The organism is Gordonibacter massiliensis (ex Traore et al. 2017) (assembly GCF_019731765.1).
Lineage (GTDB): Bacteria > Actinomycetota > Coriobacteriia > Coriobacteriales > Eggerthellaceae > Gordonibacter > Gordonibacter massiliensis.
On record NZ_JAASIO010000014.1, the window covers coordinates 40138 to 60209 of the forward strand.

The 20072-nt window shown below is 64.7% G+C and carries 13 protein-coding genes; 1 reads left to right on the plus strand and 12 read right to left on the minus strand.

The window, feature by feature from the left end; translation table 11 throughout:
• Nucleotides 1-538: 538 nt before the first annotated feature.
• The 9 genes from HCH03_RS13555 to HCH03_RS13600 all read right to left on the minus strand — a co-directional run bounded on the left by HCH03_RS13555 (nt 539) and on the right by HCH03_RS13600 (nt 15896).
• On the minus strand, nt 539-871 hold the full coding sequence (locus tag HCH03_RS13555; protein WP_185905972.1) for a 4Fe-4S binding protein: 333 nt from the start codon (nt 869-871) through the stop codon (nt 539-541).
• 2 nt (nt 872-873) lie between these two features.
• Nucleotides 874-3117, minus strand: coding sequence for a molybdopterin-dependent oxidoreductase (locus HCH03_RS13560; RefSeq protein WP_221689918.1), 2244 nt, complete (start codon nt 3115-3117; stop codon nt 874-876).
• A gap of 114 nt (nt 3118-3231) precedes the next feature.
• Nucleotides 3232-4020 (minus strand): 4Fe-4S dicluster domain-containing protein, encoded by a 789-nt coding sequence (locus tag HCH03_RS13565; protein WP_221689919.1) that lies wholly within the window; start codon nt 4018-4020, stop codon nt 3232-3234.
• Between the two features lie 2 nt (nt 4021-4022).
• The gene (locus HCH03_RS13570) at nt 4023-6629 is read right to left on the minus strand and encodes a molybdopterin-dependent oxidoreductase (protein ID WP_221689920.1); all 2607 of its coding nucleotides are present in this window, start codon (nt 6627-6629) and stop codon (nt 4023-4025) included.
• A 134-nt stretch (nt 6630-6763) separates the two neighbouring features.
• Nucleotides 6764-8086, minus strand: coding sequence for an MFS transporter (locus tag HCH03_RS13575; protein WP_221689921.1), 1323 nt, complete (start codon nt 8084-8086; stop codon nt 6764-6766).
• Nucleotides 8087-8137: 51 nt separating this feature from the next.
• Nucleotides 8138-8377, minus strand: a complete 240-nt coding sequence (locus HCH03_RS13580) for a 4Fe-4S dicluster domain-containing protein (RefSeq protein WP_221689922.1) — start codon at nt 8375-8377, stop codon at nt 8138-8140.
• A 101-nt stretch (nt 8378-8478) separates the two neighbouring features.
• Complete coding sequence (locus HCH03_RS13585; protein WP_221689923.1) at nt 8479-9783, minus strand: MFS transporter; 1305 nt, start codon at nt 9781-9783, stop codon at nt 8479-8481.
• A gap of 166 nt (nt 9784-9949) precedes the next feature.
• Nucleotides 9950-12613, minus strand: coding sequence for a molybdopterin-containing oxidoreductase family protein (locus tag HCH03_RS13590; protein WP_221689924.1), 2664 nt, complete (start codon nt 12611-12613; stop codon nt 9950-9952).
• A 592-nt stretch (nt 12614-13205) separates the two neighbouring features.
• Complete coding sequence (locus tag HCH03_RS13600) at nt 13206-15896, minus strand: LuxR C-terminal-related transcriptional regulator (protein WP_221689926.1); 2691 nt, start codon at nt 15894-15896, stop codon at nt 13206-13208.
• Between the two features lie 278 nt (nt 15897-16174).
• On the opposite strand from HCH03_RS13600, the gene HCH03_RS16855 reads away from it, so the two are divergent.
• Nucleotides 16175-16390, plus strand: a complete 216-nt coding sequence (locus tag HCH03_RS16855) for a helix-turn-helix domain-containing protein (protein WP_221689927.1) — start codon at nt 16175-16177, stop codon at nt 16388-16390.
• Between the two features lie 43 nt (nt 16391-16433).
• Here the strand turns inward: HCH03_RS16855 and HCH03_RS13610 are convergent, their stop codons facing one another.
• From HCH03_RS13610 to HCH03_RS13620, 3 genes are all read right to left on the minus strand, one after another.
• Nucleotides 16434-16871 carry a GNAT family N-acetyltransferase gene (locus HCH03_RS13610; RefSeq protein ID WP_221689928.1) on the minus strand — a complete coding sequence of 146 codons (438 nt, stop codon included), beginning with the start codon at nt 16869-16871 and terminating at the stop codon, nt 16434-16436.
• Between the two features lie 331 nt (nt 16872-17202).
• Nucleotides 17203-18177 (minus strand): DUF169 domain-containing protein, encoded by a 975-nt coding sequence (locus HCH03_RS13615; protein WP_221689929.1) that lies wholly within the window; start codon nt 18175-18177, stop codon nt 17203-17205.
• 536 nt (nt 18178-18713) lie between these two features.
• Nucleotides 18714-20072 carry a radical SAM protein gene (locus tag HCH03_RS13620; RefSeq protein WP_221689930.1) on the minus strand — a complete coding sequence of 453 codons (1359 nt, stop codon included), beginning with the start codon at nt 20070-20072 and terminating at the stop codon, nt 18714-18716.

Sequence of the window (20072 nt, forward strand, 5' to 3'; positions counted from 1 at the left end):
TCGCAGGCGTCATCAAGCGGCGCGATATCGACGGCGAGCGGTTTTCTACTTTTTATTGTTTTCGCAGGTCAATATATGATTTTTGGCGTATTCCCCACGGGGAAAACCCTTGAACGGGGCCGACATCGCGCCGGCGAACGGAAAGCCGGAAGCGGCATGCGGCGACCGCGGCTGGCGGACGGTACGAACCGAAGGGCCCAACGGCGCCGTACGCGATTTCCCTGATGCGACTGCACCATAACAGACGGCGAACTGCGCCTAAGCGCCTACGTTAAAGGGCGCGCGGGGCCTCCTCCGCGTCGGAGGAGGCCTTCGGTCGGGGCGGACGAGGCATTTCCAGGCCGCATTGGACGCATCGCCTCGCGCCCGGCTCGTTGTCGTGCCCGCAACGGAAGCACACCGTGGTGATGTTGAGCTTCCTCGACTCCCCTCGGCACCGGCCGCAGCCGATGCACGCGTACCCGCACCCCATGCGGCATCCTCCCCTTCTTGCGATGAGGGCTCGCGTGCCGTAAGGCGCGCGAGCCCTCGGACGGCGCTATCTGTTGAACAGCACCTGCTTCTTCTTGGCCGTCACTTTCCGCGCCAGCTCCTCGAGGGGCCCCACCTCGATGCACTGCGCCTGGCAATGATGCTGGCACGTCGGCAGCTTGCCCCTGCCCACGCGGTCGGCGCAGAAGTCGCATTGGTCAGTGGGCACGGGAACGTAGGCCAGCTGCCATGCGTCGGGCGCGTACTCGTACGGGCCGACGGCAGTGAGCTTGATCCCGAACTGCCCCACGGGAAACCCATGCTCCATCTGGCACGCCGTTTCGCAGGTGTGGCAACCGGTGCACCACTCGTAATCGATCAACATGCCCCATCCAGCCATGATCACTCACCTTCCTCGAGCCTGCGCACCCGGCACAGCACCGCTTTGTAGTTCGCCCCGAAACCGGATTCGCCGGGAACGTACGAGGGCAGCAGTTGGTTGACGTTCAGGTCGAACACGCCGTACAAGCCGTCCTCTTCGGCTCCGGGCGCCTCGGGCAACCACCAGCCGTGATCGGCCATGAGCACGCGCTCGTCCATGATCTCGGTGCATTCGACCACGCGCTTGCAGCGGCCGCGTTCGTTCTCCAGCCACACCCACTCGCCGTCGTGCACGCCCAGCTTCGCGGCGGCCTTGGGATGCATCTGCACGATCGGATCCGGACGACCGGCGCGAAGATGCGGAACCTGGCGATGCTCCGAATGGAACATGAACCAGTTGCGCGCGCCGGTGGAAAGCACGAACGGGTACTCCTCGAATTTCTCCGGGGTGGACAACGGGCTTTCGGCGGGCTCCTCGAAGTACGGAACCGGGTTCAAACCGGCCGCATGGTAGAACGTCGACCACAGCTCGATGCGGCCCGTCTGCGTGTTGAAGCCCACCTGCCCGTCGGGGCGCAGCAGGCCCTTCTCGTGGCGACCGTACTCGAAAGGCAGGTACGCCGGCGCTATCTCCTGCAGCTCCCCGAACGAGTAGCCGGTGCACTCCAAGATGTGCGAAAGCATGTCCTCGAGCGTGTCCCACGGCCACGCCTCGGGGTTGAAGCGCTTGCCGATCTCGAGCGCGATCTGCGCGTCGGGCTTGCATTCGCCCACGGAGACGGCCTTGTTGATGGTCTCCCCGCGCTGCGCGCCGTCGCCCACGCGTATGCCGTTGCGCTCGGCGAAAGTGCACGCGGGCAGGAACACGTCGGCCAGCGCCATGGCCGTGGGGGTCATGAAGAGATCGACCACGACCACGAAGTCGAGCTTTTTCCACGCTTCGAGCGTGCGGTCGGGATCGGTTGCCGTGCAGGCTAGGAAGTTCGACGTCTGAATCCACGCGCCATGCAGCTCGTAGGGCTCCCCCGTTTCGAGCGCCTTCACCACCTCGTCGGACGACGCCACCTGGAAGCCGAACTTCAACAGCGCGTACTTGTCCAGGCCGATGCGGTGCGCGTCCATCTCCTCGGTGACGAGCTCGCGTCCGAACCCGCCCGAATAGGCAAGTATCTCGGGAGGCACGATCATGCAACCCGGCTTCTCGCAGAAGCCGCATATCTGCCACAAAGCGCCGATGGCGTGCGCCGCGGGCAGCGACTCCTTCGTCGTGTCGACCGCAAGACCCCATTGCAGGACGCCGGATCCGCCCGTTGCCCAAGCGCGCGCCGCCGCGCGTATCTTCTCCGCGGAGATCCACGTTATCTCGGCCACTTTGTCCACCGGATAGGCGGCCGACGCAGCGGCGAGCTCCTCGAAGCCGTAGCACCACTGGTCGACGAAGTCATGGTCGTAGAGATCCTCCCGCACGATGACGTCGATCATGCCGAGCGCCAACGCGGCGTCGGTTCCCGGCCGGATCTGCAGCCAATGCTCGGCCCGGTACGCGAGCCACGTCAGGCGCGGGTCGACCACGATGAGCTTCGAGCCGCGCCTCATGACGTCGACCATCCAGTGGCCGTAGAAGCCGTCCGAGTTGGCGACCAGGGGATTGTTGCCCCACACCATGATATAGGCAGGGGGCTCCCATGCGGGATTGTCGTAGCGGTCGGGGAACTGCTGGGAGAAGTCGCCCACCCAGAAGCTGCCCGTCGTGGCGGCGCAGCCGGCCACGCGCGGCAGGTAGCACGCCATGCCCGACATGTTGAACATGTAGTTGGGGCTTCCGAACGACCAGGCCAAGCGCGTGATCCACGGAGCGATGTCGCGCCCCGTGCCCTGCACGAACGGAATCGACCACGCTCCGTAGCGCGCCTTGATGTCCTCGAAGCGCTCGCAGATCATCTCGAACGCCTCGTCCCACGTCGCCCGCCTCCACGCGTCCTCGCCGCGACGCGCGCGGTCGCGCACGAGCGGCGTGACGACGCGGTCGGGATTGTACACCACCTCGGTCAACGCCAGGCACCTGTTGCAGAGCCTTCCCCCGTTGAACGGGTTCTCGGGATCGCCTTCGACCTTGACGAGCCTCCCGTCGTCGTCGGTGTGCAGCAGCACCCCGCATCCGATGTGGCACCCCGGCCCCGACCACGCGCTCGTGCGCGTGACATGCAAGCCGTCCTCGTCGTAGCGGAACGGCTTGTCATGCTCGACCAGTCGATATCCATCCACCCTTACCACGCTCCTTCCTTCTATCGCAGCTTCTCGCAAACCTCTCCGAACGCTGCGCCGACCGTCGGCACGCCCTTGCCGCCAAGGCCGTGCCGACGGAACAACCTGCCCCGCTTACGCGCAGGCGACGTCGCCCAGGTTGACGTCCTTCTCCCGCGCGTCGGCGGCGAGCTCCTTGCCGGCGATGCGCACCGTGTAGGCGGCGGGCTCCACCTGGTCGAACATGAAGTCGCCGAAGTCGTCGGTGGTCATGCAGGCCGCTTCGGCGCCCGCCTCGTCCAGCAGCGAAACCTCCGTGCCCACGCACACCTCGCGTGCCTCGAAGTCCACCACGCAGCCGGCCACGAAGCGCTTCGGCAGGTTCTTGTACCAGGCGTGCGCCCCCAAACCGGCCACCGGCTCCAGCAACTCGGCGCCCGCGAGGTCGAGCTCGTCCTCCTCGCCGAACGCCAGCGCGCCCGTGGGGCAGGCGTCCACGCAGCGCGGCTCGCTCCAGCCGTCGTCCAGCAGGTGCGCGCAGCCCGTGCACTTCTGCGGCAGGTCCAAATCGTCGTTCCAGTACACCGCGCCCATCGGGCACGCCTCCATGATGGCGCGCTGCCCCTTGGCGCGGACGGGGTCGATGATCACCAGCCCGTCGTCGCGGCGGTACACCGCCCCGTCCTTGGCGGCGGCCATGCAGGGCGCGTCGGCGCAGTGGCCGCACACAAGCGGCGTGTACGACACGCGCACCACCGGCACGCTGCCGCGCACCTTTTCGTCGACCTTGCACCAGAACTGCCCGCACGTGGGCTGGTCGGCCGCATAGGGCATCCAGGCGGTGCCGCAGTGCTCGTCCTTGCAGGATATCTGGCAGTTATGGCAGCCGTTGCACTTCGCAACGTCGATCAGAAACGCTTTCATGGTTACTCCTCCACAATCAGGCTGTCCAGCACCCGGCCGCACGCCGCGTCGTAGGAACGCGCGAACGCCTCGGGGTACTGCTCCGCCAATTCGAACACGTCGACTTTCTTCACGCCCACGAGGAAGCTGTTCGTCACCTCGCCGGCCGCGTTCTTCGACGTGGTGGCCGAGGGGCAGATGAGGTTGTTGGCTCCGCCGCGGTCCAGGCCGCCCATGCCCACCACGATGCTGTCGCAGCGCGCGCCGTGGTCCTGCGACACCGCGCCGGGCATGATGCGCTCGGACAGGATGACGCCGCCCAGCACCATGCCGCGCTCGTTGTAGATGCCGGCGATGTCGCCGTCGGCCAAGCCCAGCTTCTCGGCGTCGGCGGGGTTCACGTACAAGGGCTCGTAGCCGTAGCCGTCGGGACCGACCACCTTGCCCGTGGCAAGCTCGCGGAACCAGGGCACGTCGTCGTGGTTCGCGTGCACGCGCCAACGCGGATGGTTCGTCACCAGCAGGTACGGGTACTCCTTGGCGCGCTCGCTCGAGATGCGGTCGTCGTGGCCGTCGCCCTTCTCGATCCAGTGGGCCACCGGGCCGCGCACGTGATCGTCGGGGAACGTCTCGGCCAGCGTCGTGGAGTAGTACTCGATCTTGCCCGAGGGCGTGAGCAGCGGGTTGTTTTCCGGGTCCTCGTAGAAGCCGATGAGGCCCGCGGGAGCCTCCTCCCAGTCCTCCTTCGTCGGGAACAGCTTGAAGCGGTCCTCGAGGAACCGGTCGAAGTCGGCCGTGTCGCCGTCGGGCATGCCGCACTCGCGGAAGCCCTTCTCGATCCAGTCGATGACCTCGTTGCCGTGGGTGTAGCGCTCGTAGAGGTTCTCGTAGACGCCGCCCAGCTTCTCCAGCGCGCGGGCCACCTCGCCCACGGCCTCGTAGTCGGTGCGCACGTCGCCCACCGGGTCGACCGCCTGGCCTTCGTAGGCGATGGCGTTCCACTGGCCGTTGCGCACGTCGACGTTGAAGTCCTCCAGCTCGAGCGTGGTCGAGGTCGGCAGGATGATGTCGGCGAACAGGCAATCGTTCTCCATCCAGGGATGCTGCACGAGCACGAACTCGAGGTTCGGGTGGCGCAGCGCGTCCTGGAACTCGTGCCCGCCGTTCCAGCACGTCGACCAGCAGGGCGAGTCGGACCAGATCATGCGGATACCCTTGCCGGGCTCGGGCGCGTACTTGAACGGGATGAGCTGGTCGGCGCGGTCGATGCCGGCGATCACGTGGCCGTGCCATTCGATGGACGGCTCGGTGATGGCCTTGTGGATCATGGTCTTGGGGATGAACGGCTCGCTCAAGTCCATCGTCGCGCCGCGGTAGGCGCCCTCGGACGAGGGCAGCACGCTGCACGAGGGCAGCGGGTTGAGCGTCTTCACGTCCATGAGCTGCCACTCGATCATCTGGAACTGGTTCACGCCCGGCTGGCCCACGCCGCGCATGCCCAGCAGGTACACCTCCATGCGGGCCGGCTCATGCGCGAAGGCCGCGCGGATGTAGCCGCCGCCGTTGCAGTGGGCGATGGACACCTTGTGCTTGGCCCAGTAGCGCGCGAGCGCCTTGATGCGGTAGTCGGGCACGCCGCAACGCTCGGCCGCCCACTCCGGCGTCTTCGGCACGCCGTCCTCGCGGCCGAGCACGTAGTACTCGAACCAATCGAAGCCCACGGCATGCGTGTCCAGGTACTCCTTCTCGTAGGTGCCCTCGGTCATCCACACGTAGGCGATGGCCAGCTGCAGCGCCACGTCGGTGTTGGGCAGCACGGGGATCCACTTGTCGGCGTGCACCGCCGCCGCGTAGTTGCAGTCGGGCGCCACGAACACCGACAGCACGCCGATCTCGTTGAACCAGTAGCACAGGCGGCTGGCCATCTGGCCGCCCCAGCCCCACGGCGTGGTCTCCGGGTCGGCGCCCCAGTAGAAGACGGCGTCGCCGTTCTCGGAGATGTCCTTGATGACGTTCGTCGTGATGGTCTGCATGCCCACCGGGTCCATGCCCCAGGCGTGCTTGGCGCCCCAGTACCAGCCTTCCCAGCTGTCGGGCTGGCGGGCCTGCTTGAGGAAGCCGCCGGTCAGGTTCAGCAGGTTCGTCTGGCAACCGTGGGCGGCGTGGACGTTCTTCGTCTCGCCGTGGCCGTCGGACTGCGCCAGGATGGAGAACGGGCCGGCCTCCTCCTGGATGCGCTTGATCTCGGCGGCTATGAGGTCGCATGCCTCGTCCCACGAGATGCGCACGAACTTCGACGTGCCGCGGTTCTGGGTGTTGCGCTCGCCGTTCGGATCCCAGTCCACGCGCTTGAGCGGGTACGGTATGCGGTTCGGCGAGTACGTGCGCGTCTTGTACGCCACCGACAGCGGCGGCGGATAGCTCTTCATGCCCGGTTCGAGCACGTGCCCGCGCGCCTCGATCTTCCAGGCGTTCAGATCCTCGGGCTTGTACAGCTGGTCGTAGTGCAGCGGGCGGATGCGCGCCACGCGCCCGTCCTTCACGTCGACCTCGGTAATGTTGGAGCCCATACCGAAGCCGCAGAACCCGAGGCACTTGACGACCGATTTGTCAGCGGTCTTTTCTGACATGGTTTTCTCCTTTCAAGAGAATCGTGAACGAAACTCGTTCGATGCTCCGAACTCGAGGCGCCTTCTCATGCGCCCCGTTCCGACTCCGCCGCCCTCTTGCGCGCAGCGGAGTCGACGCATTCGGAGCGTGCTACCTATTCAGCTTCAGAAGCACTGGCTGCTTCGAGAGAAGCGTTCGCCTCTTCGCCCACCATGATGCTGTGGTCGCCCTTGGTGAAGAAGAGCACGACGACGGTGATGGCCGGGATGATGGCGAAGATCATGCCCGCCGTCGCCCACGACAGGGCGCCCGCGAGGTTCATGAAGAAGCCGGCACCGAACCCGCCGAGGGTCGTGCCCACTGCCATGCCGGTGAGGGCCCAGTCGCACTTCTTGGGGTCGGGGCAGAGCACCGGCACGAGGCAGCGCGTGCACACCGGGATGACGGAGAACGGAACGATGCCCAAGACGATCGCGCACGCCCAGGACATGGTCTCGTTGCCGGTGTTCGACCAGGCGAAGAAAGCGAACAGCACCGCGAACACGACGTAACCGGCGATGAGTATCTCCTTGCGGCGGTTCGTCTTGTCGCACAGGATGCCGGTGATGACGCCGGCGGGGATGGTGAGCAGGTTGGCGACGAGGATGGCGTTGGAGGCGACGGAGACGTCCATGCCCATCACCATCTGAGCGTAGGTCGCGAAGAAGTCGTTGTAGGCGTAGAACACCAGCTCGAAGCCCACGAACGAGAACCCGACGATGAGCGCGGACGCGAAGAATATCTTGCGCATCTTGCCCGTTTTGGCCTTCACGCGCTCTTCAGCGAGAAGGTTCTCGGGGATGCAGGGCAGCTTGAACAGCGCCACGAAGACCGCGACCGTCACGACCAGGATGACGAGCGACATCCAGAACGCTGACGTCCAGCCGAAGGCGCCGTAGGCGAGGGGCACCGTGAAGGTCGCGATGACCTGGCCCACGGGGAACCACATGGAGTAGATGCCCATTGCCAAGCCCTGCTTGCCCAGCGGAATCAAGCGGGGGATGATGTTGGGCCCGATAACGGCGATGAGGCCGAAGGAGCAGCCCTGGAGGGTGCGGCCCACCAGCATCATGGTCCAGTCACCGGCCGCGAGGCAGATGGCGGTTCCGATTACGCTCACCACGGCCGTCACGATGACGGCCATCTTCACGCCGACGTTCTGCATGATCCAGGTCGCCGGATACGCGACGATGATGCCGACGATGGCGAACACGGACATCATCATGCCGAAATCGTTGGGATCGGCTCCGAACGCCCCGCCGACCTGGGGGAGAATCGGGGGAACCATCATGTACTGGAACACGCACCCGATGGCGAAAATAAACAGCACGGCAAAACTCAGCCACTTCTTGCCCATGCTCAGCTGGTCGTCGGCAACTCCCCATTGCGCGACCGCCGATGTGCCGTATGCCGACTTGTCGGCAACTGCTTCACTCATAACTTCCTCCTTATTGCTTTCTCTACAACCGCATTTCTGCGGAAAACCAACCTATACCAAGTACAGACCTATCGCGTTCGTCAGGCAGGCGTTCACGCAGCGTCCGCAGCCGACGCAGTTTTCAGCACCCTGCACCCTTGCGAACAACTTGCCTTTCACCTTGACGGCGCCGAGGACGTCGCTGCGAGGGCACGCCCGCACGCATCGCATGCAAGCGGTGCAGAGCAACGCGTCGATGCGCACGCGCGGCTTGTTGCGGTAGAACCCCGCCGGAGGCCCGTAAGCTCCCATATGCGACCCTTTCTATCAAACGATCCGCCTACCAGCCAAAGAGCATCGCCTGACGCGGCGCCCTCGGACAAACTACGCCGTCTTCGAGCGATGTGCCCGCGTCAATCCATCGCGAGCTCGCCCACCTGCGCTTCGATCTTGGCCTCGGCCTCGCGCAAAGCCGCCGTCGCCTTCCTGTCCGAAGTGACGAACACCAGCACGATAACCGCCGCGACCATGCTCAAGGGGCCCAGAACGAACACCGCGTTGCCGTTCCAGCCGAGCGCCTGGACGGACTGGCTGGCGGCCACGCCGAACACTTGAGCCACGCACGTGACGAAGGTCATCGTGGCGAGAACGTAGTCAGTCTTCTTCGGATCGGGACAGAGAACCGGGACGATCGACCTCGTCGCCATGGGAAGAACGCTGCCGCAGACGCCGATAATGAACATCGTCGCCCACGGGCTCGCCATGTCGTTGGGATCCTCGGTGAAGCCGATGGTGAACATCGTGACGGCCACGACGGCGTAGGCGACGACCGCAAAGGTCTTGCGCGAGCTCAGCTTGTCGGAGACGATCCCTGCGAACGTGCCGAGGGCGATGGTCACCAAGGCCAGCACGGTGGGCAGCATGCTCGAGTCGAACACCGACAGGCCCTTGACCTCTTGCAGGAACGTCGGGTACAGCCCGTTGATGTTGGCCAGGTATACGAAGCACCACACGGTGAACGCCACCTGCATCATGAGACCCGCGAACACGAAGTTCTTGGAAGTGTCGCGTTTCTTGGTGGGATCGCCGTCGACTATCTCGTTCTCGGCGATCTTCGGCAGCTTCATGAACGCGAACAAGACGACGCCGGCCACGATTTGCAGGGCAACGGCCACGTACCACACGGAATGCCATCCGAACGCGTCGAACATAAGCGGCGTTATGACGAACGCGCACACGCTGCCGACGGGCATCCACAAAGACCAAACGCCCATCACCAATCCAAGCTTCTTCAAGGGAAACAGGCGCGGCATGAGATTCGGCCCCATGACCGAGAACAAACCGTAGCTCACACCCTCGATAGCACGGGAAACCAAGAACATCTCGGACGTCGTGGCAACGCAGCCAAGGGCCGTGCCGATAATGGATATGACCACCACGATCATGACGGAGAACTTCATGCCGACCTTGCGCATGATCCACGCACCGGGATACGCAAGGATCAAGCCGGCAATGGAAAAGCTGGTCATGACCATGCCGACATCGCCCGAAGCGATGCTCAAGTCAGATGCGATGTAAGGAAGCACCGACGAAGCTTTGAACAACATGAACGACGTCATGAACCCGTACAGGAAGAGCGCCCAGAAGCACAGCCATCGTTCCTTGTTGTTCAGCTGCCGATCCAGCACGCCGTAGCGCGCCGTAGATAGAGTAGACAAATCAACCACCATCCCCTTTGTTGAATTGTTCAGCTGTTAACCCATCCCCTGAGATAGTCCGCCGGATCTTGCCCGGATCTCGCCACGCAGCGATCCGGCGGAACGTTTATTGACCGCAAGAAAGGCTTAAGAACGCGGCTTTCTCGCTATGCGCTGTCAATTCGCGCTATTTCTTCTCCCAGAAACCCAAGTTCTCGTACGCGCGGTCCCACACGGTGTCGTGCGCGCCGTCGTACTGATCGGCCGGGACGTTGTCGTCGGAGCCGTCGCACGGATCGATGCACGGGTACACCTTGCACAGAAGGCCGCGGCAGTTCCACGTGGCCGTCATCTGGTCGGCCTTGTCCGGGTCGTCGTCGATGAGCACGTTCGCGGCGGCCTCGAACACGCCCTGCGACCACGGCTCCTCGGCGGGCAGCTCCGGATACCACCAACTGGGCGGAACCTGCACCACGCCCTCGGGGATGTCCCAGCCCAGGTGAGCCTTCTGGCGGATGCGGCCCATGGGCGTCTCGATCCAGATCCAGTCGCCTTCCTTGATGTGCAGGGCGCGCGCGTCGTTGAAGTGCATCCACGTCAGGGGATACGGGGCGACGGTGCGGGTGCCGTGGCCGGGCGTGCGCATCTCGGAGTGGTACAGCGGGCTGATACGGCCGGCGGTGGTCAGGCGCAGCGGATACTCCTTGGCCATCTCCGGGTTGCCGAGCGGCGACTCGGGCTCGCGGTACACCGGCAGCGGGTCGTAGCCCAAATCCTCGATGACCGAGGCGTAGATCTCGGCCTTGCGCGAGTTCGTGGCGAAGCCGCAGATCTGGCCGTTCTCAAGGCGCTGGGCGTACTTGTAGTACTCGGTGGGATACGGGAAGTACGTGCCGTCGTTCACCACCTTCTCGTAGGTGAGGTCGGGAACGCGCTCGATGCGGTACTTGATGAGGTCCTCGTAGGTCTCCCACGGCCAGTGCTCCTCCTGCCCCATGGCGCAGCCCAGGGCGCGGAAGAAGTCGTAGTCCATGCGGCGCTCGGCGAAGGGCTCCACGCCGCGATCGCCCACGGTGATGAAGTCCATGGAGTCCTCGGAGGTGGTGCACATGGGGCGCTCCATCCAGTCCGCCGCGGGCATGATGTAGTCGGCCAGCGCCGCCGTCGGGGTCTTCCAGTACTCGCACACCACCAGCAGGTCGAGCTTCTTCAGGGCCTTGTACATCTTCTTCGTGTTCGGCGCCCAGGCCAGCGGGTTGGAGCTCCACGCGATCATCGCCTTGATGGGATACGGCTTCTCGTCCAGGATGGCGTCCATGACGAGCGCCGGCGAGCACAGCATCTGATGGAGCATCGGACGGGGCAGACCGAACATCTTGCGGTAGTTCTTGTCGATCATCTTGAAGCCGGGCCACGCCATGACGCGGAAGCGGTCGTTGCCGATGTACTTGGACTGGTTCTCGGGCTTCTGCAGGTGCGAGAGCTCCATCTCGGCGTCGCGCACCGGGTAGAGCTTCTCCTTGCCCACGGCGTTGGGGTCGGCGGGGCGTCCCACGAACTCGCCGCCGGGGTTGTCGATGTTGCCCGTCAGGATGCGCAGGATGGTCTTGGCGATGCCGAAGCTCGAGGCGTTGTTGCCGTGCTGGTCGCCGCCGCCGAGGCCCCAGATGATGCAGGCGGGGCCGTTCGTCGCGTACAGGCGCGCGGCCTCCTCGATCTTGCGGGCGGGCACGCCGGACACCTTGGCGGCGTAAGCCGGCGTGTACTGCGCCATGCGCGCGGCGATGGCGTCGAACGCCGTGCGGCACTCGACCTGCGAGCCGTCGGCGAGCGTCACCACGTAGGTGCCGTACAGCGCCGCGTCCACCGGCGCGTCCTCGGGCGCGTAGTAGCGGTTCTCGTCGGAGCACCAGCAAAGCGTGTCGTTCGTCACCTGATCCCAGACCACGAAGTCGTCGTGCAGGCCGTCGGCGGACACCTCGCTCGCGCGCAGGAGCTTGTTGGTGTCGGTGCGCACCAGGAACACGGCGTTGGACCAGTACTTCAGGAAGTCCTCGTTGTAGAGCTTGTTCTCGATGATGTAGTTGATCCACGCCAGCGAGATGAGGCAATCGGTGTTCGGGTAGGGCTGCAGCCAGATATCCGCCTGGCCGGCCTCGCTGATGCACACCGGGTCCACCACGATCATCTGCGCCGGGGACTCCTCGTTCACGGTCGTGCGGCCCTTGATGGTGCGCCACAGCGGCGCTTCGGGAGCGTAGGATTCGGAGCAGCGTTTGCCCCAGTTCACGATGGTCTGGGACAGCTGCGGCGAAGCGGGCATCATCGATTCGATGGGCCAGCCCACCATGGCCATGTTCAGCGAGTAGTTCCAGCACCAGCAGATGGTGCCCGGGTCGATAACGTTGCCGGGGTTGCCCAGCAGGTTGGTGAAGCGGCTGCGCGCCCACAGGTGGTCGGAGCGGTACGTGCCCTCGGAGGAAACGAGCGCCTCGGGGCCGTACTCGTCGACGATGGCCTGGAGTTTCTCGGAGATCTCCTTGATGGCCTGGTCGTAGGATATCTGCTCCCACTTGTCCTCGCCGCGCTCGCCCGCGCGCTTGAGCGGGTGGTTGATGCGCTTGGGGTGGTAGTGGAACTTGATGGCGCGCTCGCCCTTCTCGCCCAGGCGGTTGCACAGCACCGCGCCCTCGTCGTCGTTGGGCCGCAGCTCCACCAGCCTGCCGGTCTTCGTGTCGACGCCGGCGAAGATGCCGCAGTTCATATGGCACATGTGGCAGCGGGTGCGCCGCCAGCGGATGCCGTTCTCGTCGACGTGGTTGTTCGGCACGCCGACCATGCTCTCGGACATATCGTTCCCCTCTCTCCTTTTACCTGTTCGATGCAATGCGTTGAAAAGAGCAGTTCCCGGAAATCTCCCTTTGCAATGACCCTACTTTATTGAACGCGGCGGCAACTTTCATGACCCCAACCTATGGCATCGCATGGGTTATGCGCGAGGGTTACGGGTCGGGGTTACCGCGAGGGCCAGGCGCAAGCGGTATCGAGCACCCTGCGCCCAGCGCCTAGGCGGATCGGCCTAGGCGCAGGCTTTCGGCCTTAGGAACGAGGCGCGGGCGGCGGCGTGGGAGCGCTCGGCGCACCCGGCGCCGGAGGTACCGGCGGCGCACCCGGAGCGCGCATGCTCGGCGCCTGCGACGTGTTGCCGCATTGGGGGCATGCGGTGGCGTTGGGAGCCACCTCGGCTCCGCAGGCTGGACATTTCATAGGACCGTTATCGGCAGCGGGCGGTCTGAAGCACATGGCGTATCCTTTCCTCGATTGCTTGGCGCAGCCCGAACGGCAACGCTTGCTGGAGAGGATACGCAAGGGCAAAAGGGTAATCATGACCTTTGCAAGACCGAACAAGAGGGTGATAAGAGAGGGTAATGCGGAAAGTAACCCTACGCTTCGAGAGGGGTCGCGCGCTCCTTGCCGCCCTCGGCAGAGCGGTTCGGCGCGTATTTCCTCAACGCTTCTTCGCGCGTGCCCACGCCGAGCTTGCTGTAGATGTTCGCCAGGTGCTTTTTCGCCGTGTTGATGCTGATGCAAAGCGTGTCGGATATCTCCTTGCGCGACATGCCCATGTTGAGGAGCTTGAGGATCTCCAATTCTCGGGGCGTGAGCGGATCGGGGCCGTCGTTGGCGAACGCCCCCGGATCGTCGATGCCCGACGGCACCGTCGGCAACTCCTTCTCGAATTCCACGAGCAGCGATTTCACGTAGGAGCGCACGGCTGCGCCCGCCTTCCGGGACATCGAGTAATCGCGCAACAGGTCGCGCATGGGCGCGCCCGCGTCGAGGAGGCTGCGGACGAAGCCGTGCCGGCTCGCCAGCATCAACAGCTCGTTCAGCCGGGCGCACGCGCGCGTCTCGTCGCCCAACGCGTGCAGATCGACCGCTTGGATGGCGAGAGCTTTCACCGCCACGCAGATGAACCGACCTTCACGAGCGCGCGCCGTCAGCGAACCAAGCGTTTCGAGGGCCGTTTCGACGTTCCCCTTCTCGCGTTCCGCGAGTGCGTGCACGAACGAGAGCAGCAGCTGGCAGTACACGTCCTCTTCGTGCACCCGCGCCGCGAACTTGCGCTCGATGACGAGCAGATCGCGCAGATTGCACCGGCGGGCGGCTATTTCGGCTTGCTTGAAGTAGGCGTGCAGGAGCACGGCCCGGGGAACGTCCTCCTGTTCGCCGTGCAGTATCCCTTCGACGATGGTTTCATAGGCCTCGGAGAGGTTTCCCCTCGCGGCGAGGCAGCCCGCTTGGGCGATCTTCGCCTCCAGGCACATGTCGATGTGTCGATAGTACGACGTGCGCTTGAGCGAGCGCTCCACCAGAACGGCGGCGCGATCCTTCTCGTTGCGCTCGAGCAGCACGCGTGCGAAGAGCGCGCAGATGGCCCCGTATATCGCGAAATCCGACGGGCATATCTGCAGCAGCTTCTCGCAACCCTCCCGCGCTTCGTCGAGTTCGCCGAAGCAGTACTGCACTTCGGCGAAGCTGTACGAGTTGAACAAAAGCTGGTGCATGGTCGCATCGACGCTGGCGCTGGCCTGCGCCTGCAAGTATATTTCCTGTGCTTGGGCCATGTTGCCGATACGCTCGTACGCCTCGCCCAACGATTGGTAGATCATGCTCATGAGCGACGGCTTGATCTCGTAGCCGCTGTTCAGCAATTCGTCGCACTGCGCCAGGGCCTCTCGACCGTCGCCCTCCATGGCGGTGCATTTCATCTTGAGGCACTTCGACGAGAATTCCACGATACAGGGATCGAGGCTGCCGGCATGCTCGGGGCCCTCCATGCTGCGCTCGAACCGGGCGATCCAGAGCTGAGCATCGGCAACGCGGGCATTCGTGATGTACGACCAAGCGGAAAGCATGCACAAAAGCGGCGATTCTGCGAACTTTGCCGACGGAACGCGGCAGAGCCAGAGCAGGTAATGGGTTCGCCTATCCCCCCTCGAAAGCGAGCAGGTCGCTTCGGTGAGGTTCGCGACGTAGTCGAAATCGCTCGCCAGCAGCAAGTACTTCGCCGCCTCGTCCTTCATGCCGTAATCGTAAAACCATTCGCTCGCCCGAGCGCATCGCTTGCGGATATCCTCCATGCGCAATTGCAGCAGCTCGTTGCGCAGCCAGTCGGCGAACAGGTGGTTGAAACGGAACCATTCGCCCTCGTCGTCGCAGGGCACGACGAACAGGTTGCGCCGAATGAGCTCATCCAAAAGCGCTTGGGTCGAGCCGGAGCCGAAAACCGCTTCGCACAGGGAACGGTTGAACGTCTCGAGAACCGATATCTCCAGCATGAACGAAAGCAGATCGCCCGTCACCAGCCGCGACACCTGCGCCTCGAAATAGCGGCGCACGACCAAGAGGGCTCCGTCGAGTCGAACGTCGGTAGCACAGCGTGCACCTGACAGCGTTCGAGCGACTAACACGAGCCCCTGCGGCCAGCCTTCAGCACACCTGCAAGCTTCGGCCAGCGCCTCGTCGGACGGCGGCTCCTCGCATGAGGCATCAGCCAGCCGCCTGGCCTCGTCAAACGTCAACGAAAGATCTTCGCCGGTGAGGCTCCCGAAGCCTAACCGATAGGCATCGGTCTGGAAACTCCACGAAAACGCCGAGGACGTTATCACCACGTGCAAGCTGGGAGGCGTCGACGAGCAGAAGCGCAGCAGATGCGCGTCGAAACCCCCCAGTTCCGCGCTACCGTAATCGTCTATGAACAGGTAGCAGGGCTTGTCGGAAGGGAGAGCCTCGAACAACGCGTTCCCCACGGACACGAACGCGTCCTCGTCCAAGCCGCCGTCGACTCCGTTCGCTTCGACCACCTGCTCGATCTTCGAGGCGGCCACTTCACCGAAACCCCCCAACGCCGTTACGGCATGCCGGCAGAAACGAGCCAGATCGGCGTCTTCCTCGTCGACGGTCAACCACGATACGAGGCAGCCTTCGGCCGCTTTCCTCTGGGCGAACGACGCCATCAAGCTGGTCTTGCCGTAGCCCGTCGGCGCGCTTATCAACGTCAGTTTTTGCTGGGCGAGAACGTCGAGCTTTTCGACGAGCTCCGCCCTGTCCACGTACCCTATCGGCAGCATCGGCTGCGTCAATTTCGCGCGTACGACAGGTTTTCGCGGTTCTCTTTCCGCCGAAGTGACCATATGCCCCCTTTGGCCGCACGCGCCTGCACTGTCGACCTTTGTTGCCGACGGTTTGGCGCATGTTTGCGGTTTGCCTATAGTAGGACTTTTTTCGAACCGCTTCAATCATGACGATACCGCTTACCAGATGCGTTTCTAATTCCCTCATGCGGGTTCGCGTCGTAATATGTTGTATATACCATATTATTATGCCCCGCACGACATACCCTTGGAGCATGCAGACTAACGAGCGCAGGGAACGACTGGGTGCCGCCATCCGCCAAGAACGGGTGCGGCAGCGCCTCTCCCAAACCAAATTCGCGTATATGATCGGCAGCGATCAATCTTACGTAAGCCAACTCGAACACGGCCAGTGCAATCTGAAATTCGACAGACTGTGCGAGATAGCGGACGCGCTCAACCTCGACGTGTCCGAGCTTTTAAGTCGGTGAGTAACGCCTAGATATTTGGACGGCAGAACAGCCCGCCGACGCCCTAGCCCAGCCTCTTCCGCATGGGCACCGGCCCGCATTCGTCGCGCAGCTCGCAGTGGTCGCAGTCGTCCACCAGCTCCATTTTGATGAGGTCCCACCCGATGCGCTCGTAGCCCAAGGCTTCGTAGAACGGCAAGCTCCCGCCGCGCGACACGAGCCGCAGCTCGCCGTGACGCGCAAGCGCCTCGTCCATCAGAGCGCGCCCCACCCCGTAGCCGCGCCACGTCTCATGCGTGATGACCGGGTTCACGAACGCCGTGCCGTCCTCCTCGTCGAGCGCGATGCGGATAAACCCCACCACCTCGTCGTCGCCGTTCACCGCCACGCGCACGCCCTCTATGTCGGGGATGGCGTCCATGCCCTCCGCGTTCGCGTAGGCATCGAGCACGGGCTTGTCATCGGCGCGCGCATCGCGAATGGTGAACAACTCGTCGGTCATAAGAGCTCCTTTCATGCGGCCGAAGGCCGCATAACGGGCACGCAAGGTACCGCAGGGCGCTCGCAAGAGCGCCCTTTCGCGCGCCAGCGCGAAAACAACCGCCCAGGTTGGCGGGCGGAAGCGAAGCGACCCGCCCATGCGCCCGGAGGGCGCATAACTGCCGCCCAGGTTGGCGCAGTAAGTCAGCGAGGGCCGTCCTCGTGCCCGAGATCGTGGGGATGGCGGGGGCGAAGCGTACTTCGGTACGCGAGCTCCCGGCATCGCCGCGAGATCGGGTGCGAGGACGGGCCGCAGCGTCGGCAGGTTCCGCGGGCCGTAGGCCCGCGGAACCTTACATGATGGGCGGCACGTATATCTTCATGCGCGAATCCGGGATGGCCTTCTTCGCCAGCTCCGTCAGGCCCTGCGCCACGATGGGCAGCTTGTCGACAGGCAGGCCCATGAACATCATGTCCTCTCCCAAATCGGTTGCCGCCCGGCAACCGTAGCAGCCGAACGTGATGTTGGGCTCCTGCTCCGTCAGCGGGTAGAGCACCGCCTCCACGCACATGGAGTTGAACCCGCTCGCGTGGAAGTCGAAGCGGTGGCCCGAGTAATAGCTCATGGACATGCACAACCACATCATCTGCTCGGGCGTGCCGGTTATCACGACCACCTCGGGCTCGCGCACCGTCTTGGCCAGCGGGGCCACGTAGGTTGCCCGTCGGCTCTTCGGCGGAAGCGTGGGGCGCTCCGCCACCATGCGGGCGGCGGCCTCGGCGTTCACCACCTTGTGGAACAGCACGTATATCTCGCCCGTCGCCAGCTTCTCGGGCACACCGGTCATGCCGAAGATGGACGTGCCGTCGGGGCACGAATGCCGATGCGGGGGCATGAGGATGCTCGCGCCGCGCCGCGCTGCCATCATGGCCTGACAGAAGCGCTGGTTCTCGGGCGGCATGGGCACGTCGGGCAAAAGCTCGTCCTTGTCGATGAGGCTCACGGCCACCGGCTGCCAGCGCAGGCCCAGCTTGTCCATGATGACGCGCTGCCACTCGGCGTACTGCTCGTGCAGCTCGCGCCCGATGGGCTCAGCACGCGGTTCGTCGGCAAAGGGGTCGTACACGGCGTCGCCCGTCGCCTCCACCAGAAGCGCCCGCTGCGGGCAGTTGCCCGAGCACGTGGTGCACCCCACGCAGTCCTCGATACGCGCCGCGAACGGATGCCCGTCCGCGTCGGCCTCGAGCACCTCGCACGGGCAGAACGCGATGCAGAGCCCGCACTTCACGCACCGGTCCGGGTCGTTCACGATTCGGTAGTCAGCCATGAGTCTCCTCTTCTTTGAGCAAACAAATTCGTTCTTGCCGGCCCCATGCAAAGCCGTTCGGGGAGCAGCGTGCGCACGACCATCGTACCCGCGCCGCCGTGCGCTCGCCGCGCGGGTATCGTCGCCGTGCGTCACCGCACCGGGCGATCTGGAGATCGCCCCTACGGGGACCTTTCTGCTCGCATCCCGCTCGTGCGCTTGCCGCACGGGTAGCGTTGCGGCAACTCATCGCGCCGGGCGGGCAGCAGCCCGCCCCTACGGGAACGTCCCCGATCGAACGGCAAAACGGTCCCGACGACGTTCTCGATGCGGCCCTGCGGACCCGCTCGCAACTGCGGGGCAGCCCAATTCGCGCGAAGCGCGAACATCTCATCTCCCAGAGGCAATCCCGTTCGCGCCCCAGCGGAGCGTGGGGACGGGGGCGCCGCGCGCAGATTCCGCACGAGCCAAACGCCCCTGTGGGGCGTTTGCGCGAGCTCAGGACTGCCCGAGCACGGCGTCCCCGTCCCCACGCTCCGCGCCCCGCAGGTCGAAAGCTACCGCAACTCTTCCTTACACCAAGGCGGATACACCCGCCTACCCGCCGAATCCGTCAAGTGGTACGAACAGAACGGGATGGCGCGCCCGTCAGGCACCGTCACCATCATCGAGCACTCCCGCAACCGCTGCGTGTCCATAGAAACCGCGTCCATGTAGTTCATGATGACCACGGAAAGCCCGCTGGACACCTCGACGCCCTTGCGATCCAGGATGTCCAAGAACACCGACCCCTGCGGGCTGTCGGGCGAGTAGCCCTCGTGGTACTCCTCCATCGTCATGGCGCGCGTGGCCGGGTAGAAGCCCGACGGGTGCGCCGGCACGCCCTCGGGCGGCTCGCCGTGCACGAAGAACACGCCCGTGTCGCACAGCGGGTTCGAACATCCCAGCGGCCAGACGTCGCGCGGCTCGATGAGCCCGTTCGACTGCTCGGCCAGCTGGAAGATCACGTCGCCTGAGCTCATGGGCAGGGCGCGCTCGGCGTCGAAGCGTCCGGACGTGAACGCCGGCTGCAGGGCCAAACCGGCCACCACGTCGGCGTTGTCCAGGCAGAAGCGCAGCAGGTCGCCCAGCTGCCCGTCGTTCAAACCGGCCACCACGGCCACGGACAACACCACCTGGATGCCCACCTCGCGGCAGCGCTCGATAACCTTCATCTTGATGTCCAGGATGTCGCGCCCGCACGTGCCTTCGTACACGTCGCCCGTGAGCCCGTCGAACGACAGGTACACGCCGGTGAGCCCCGCCCACACGAGCTCCTCCAGATACCCGTCGCGCGCGGCGATGACCAGGCCGTTCGTATTGACTTCGATGCCCCAGAAGCCCTTCTCGCGGCCCATGCGGATGATCTCGGGCAAATCCTTGCGGCACGTGGGCTCGCCACCCGTGATCTGCACCGCGCCGTCCGTGCCCACCGCGTTCGCGATGACGTCGTACATGTCCGAGATCTCGTCGAGCGTGGGATCGCCCTCGCCCGTCTCGGCGCTCATGAAGCACACGGGGCAGTGCAGGTTGCAGTTGCGCGTGACCTCGATCTCCAGCAGCGTGCCGCGTCGCTGGTGACGCGAGCACGTGCCGCAGCCGAACGGACACGGCTTCGAAGCGGGAATCGTCCCCTGCGGCGCCGTCTTCGGGAACGCGAGCGAGCGCAGCCACTGGTAGTGCTCGGCGTCGGGCCACATGCGCGTGGCCAGACGGCCGTGGTCGGGGCAGGTGCGCTCCATCCACACGACGCCCTCGGCGTCGGCGTACACGTCGGCCGGAAGCTCCTGCAGGCAGTCCGGGCAGAGCGCGGTGGTCTTGTGCAGCGGCGTGCACACTTCGGCTTGCGCGGCTGCGGCGTTCTCGTTCGCGTCCAT

Excerpts from the sequence above, each read along its gene's own strand:
- HCH03_RS13555 (WP_185905972.1), bottom strand. The coding sequence starts at position 871 with ATGGCTGGATGGGGCATGTTGATCGATTACGAGTGGTGCACCGGTTGC.
- HCH03_RS13565 (WP_221689919.1), bottom strand. The coding sequence starts at position 4,020 with ATGAAAGCGTTTCTGATCGACGTTGCGAAGTGCAACGGCTGCCATAAC.
- HCH03_RS13570 (WP_221689920.1), bottom strand. The coding sequence starts at position 6,629 with ATGTCAGAAAAGACCGCTGACAAATCGGTCGTCAAGTGCCTCGGGTTC.
- HCH03_RS13575 (WP_221689921.1), bottom strand. The coding sequence starts at position 8,086 with ATGAGTGAAGCAGTTGCCGACAAGTCGGCATACGGCACATCGGCGGTC.
- HCH03_RS13580 (WP_221689922.1), bottom strand. The coding sequence starts at position 8,377 with ATGGGAGCTTACGGGCCTCCGGCGGGGTTCTACCGCAACAAGCCGCGC.
- HCH03_RS13590 (WP_221689924.1), bottom strand. The coding sequence starts at position 12,613 with ATGTCCGAGAGCATGGTCGGCGTGCCGAACAACCACGTCGACGAGAAC.
- HCH03_RS13600 (WP_221689926.1), bottom strand. The coding sequence starts at position 15,896 with ATGCTGCCGATAGGGTACGTGGACAGGGCGGAGCTCGTCGAAAAGCTC.
- HCH03_RS16855 (WP_221689927.1), top strand. The coding sequence starts at position 16,175 with ATGCAGACTAACGAGCGCAGGGAACGACTGGGTGCCGCCATCCGCCAA.
- HCH03_RS13610 (WP_221689928.1), bottom strand. The coding sequence starts at position 16,871 with ATGACCGACGAGTTGTTCACCATTCGCGATGCGCGCGCCGATGACAAG.
- HCH03_RS13615 (WP_221689929.1), bottom strand. The coding sequence starts at position 18,177 with ATGGCTGACTACCGAATCGTGAACGACCCGGACCGGTGCGTGAAGTGC.
- HCH03_RS13620 (WP_221689930.1), bottom strand. The coding sequence starts at position 20,072 with ATGGACGCGAACGAGAACGCCGCAGCCGCGCAAGCCGAAGTGTGCACG.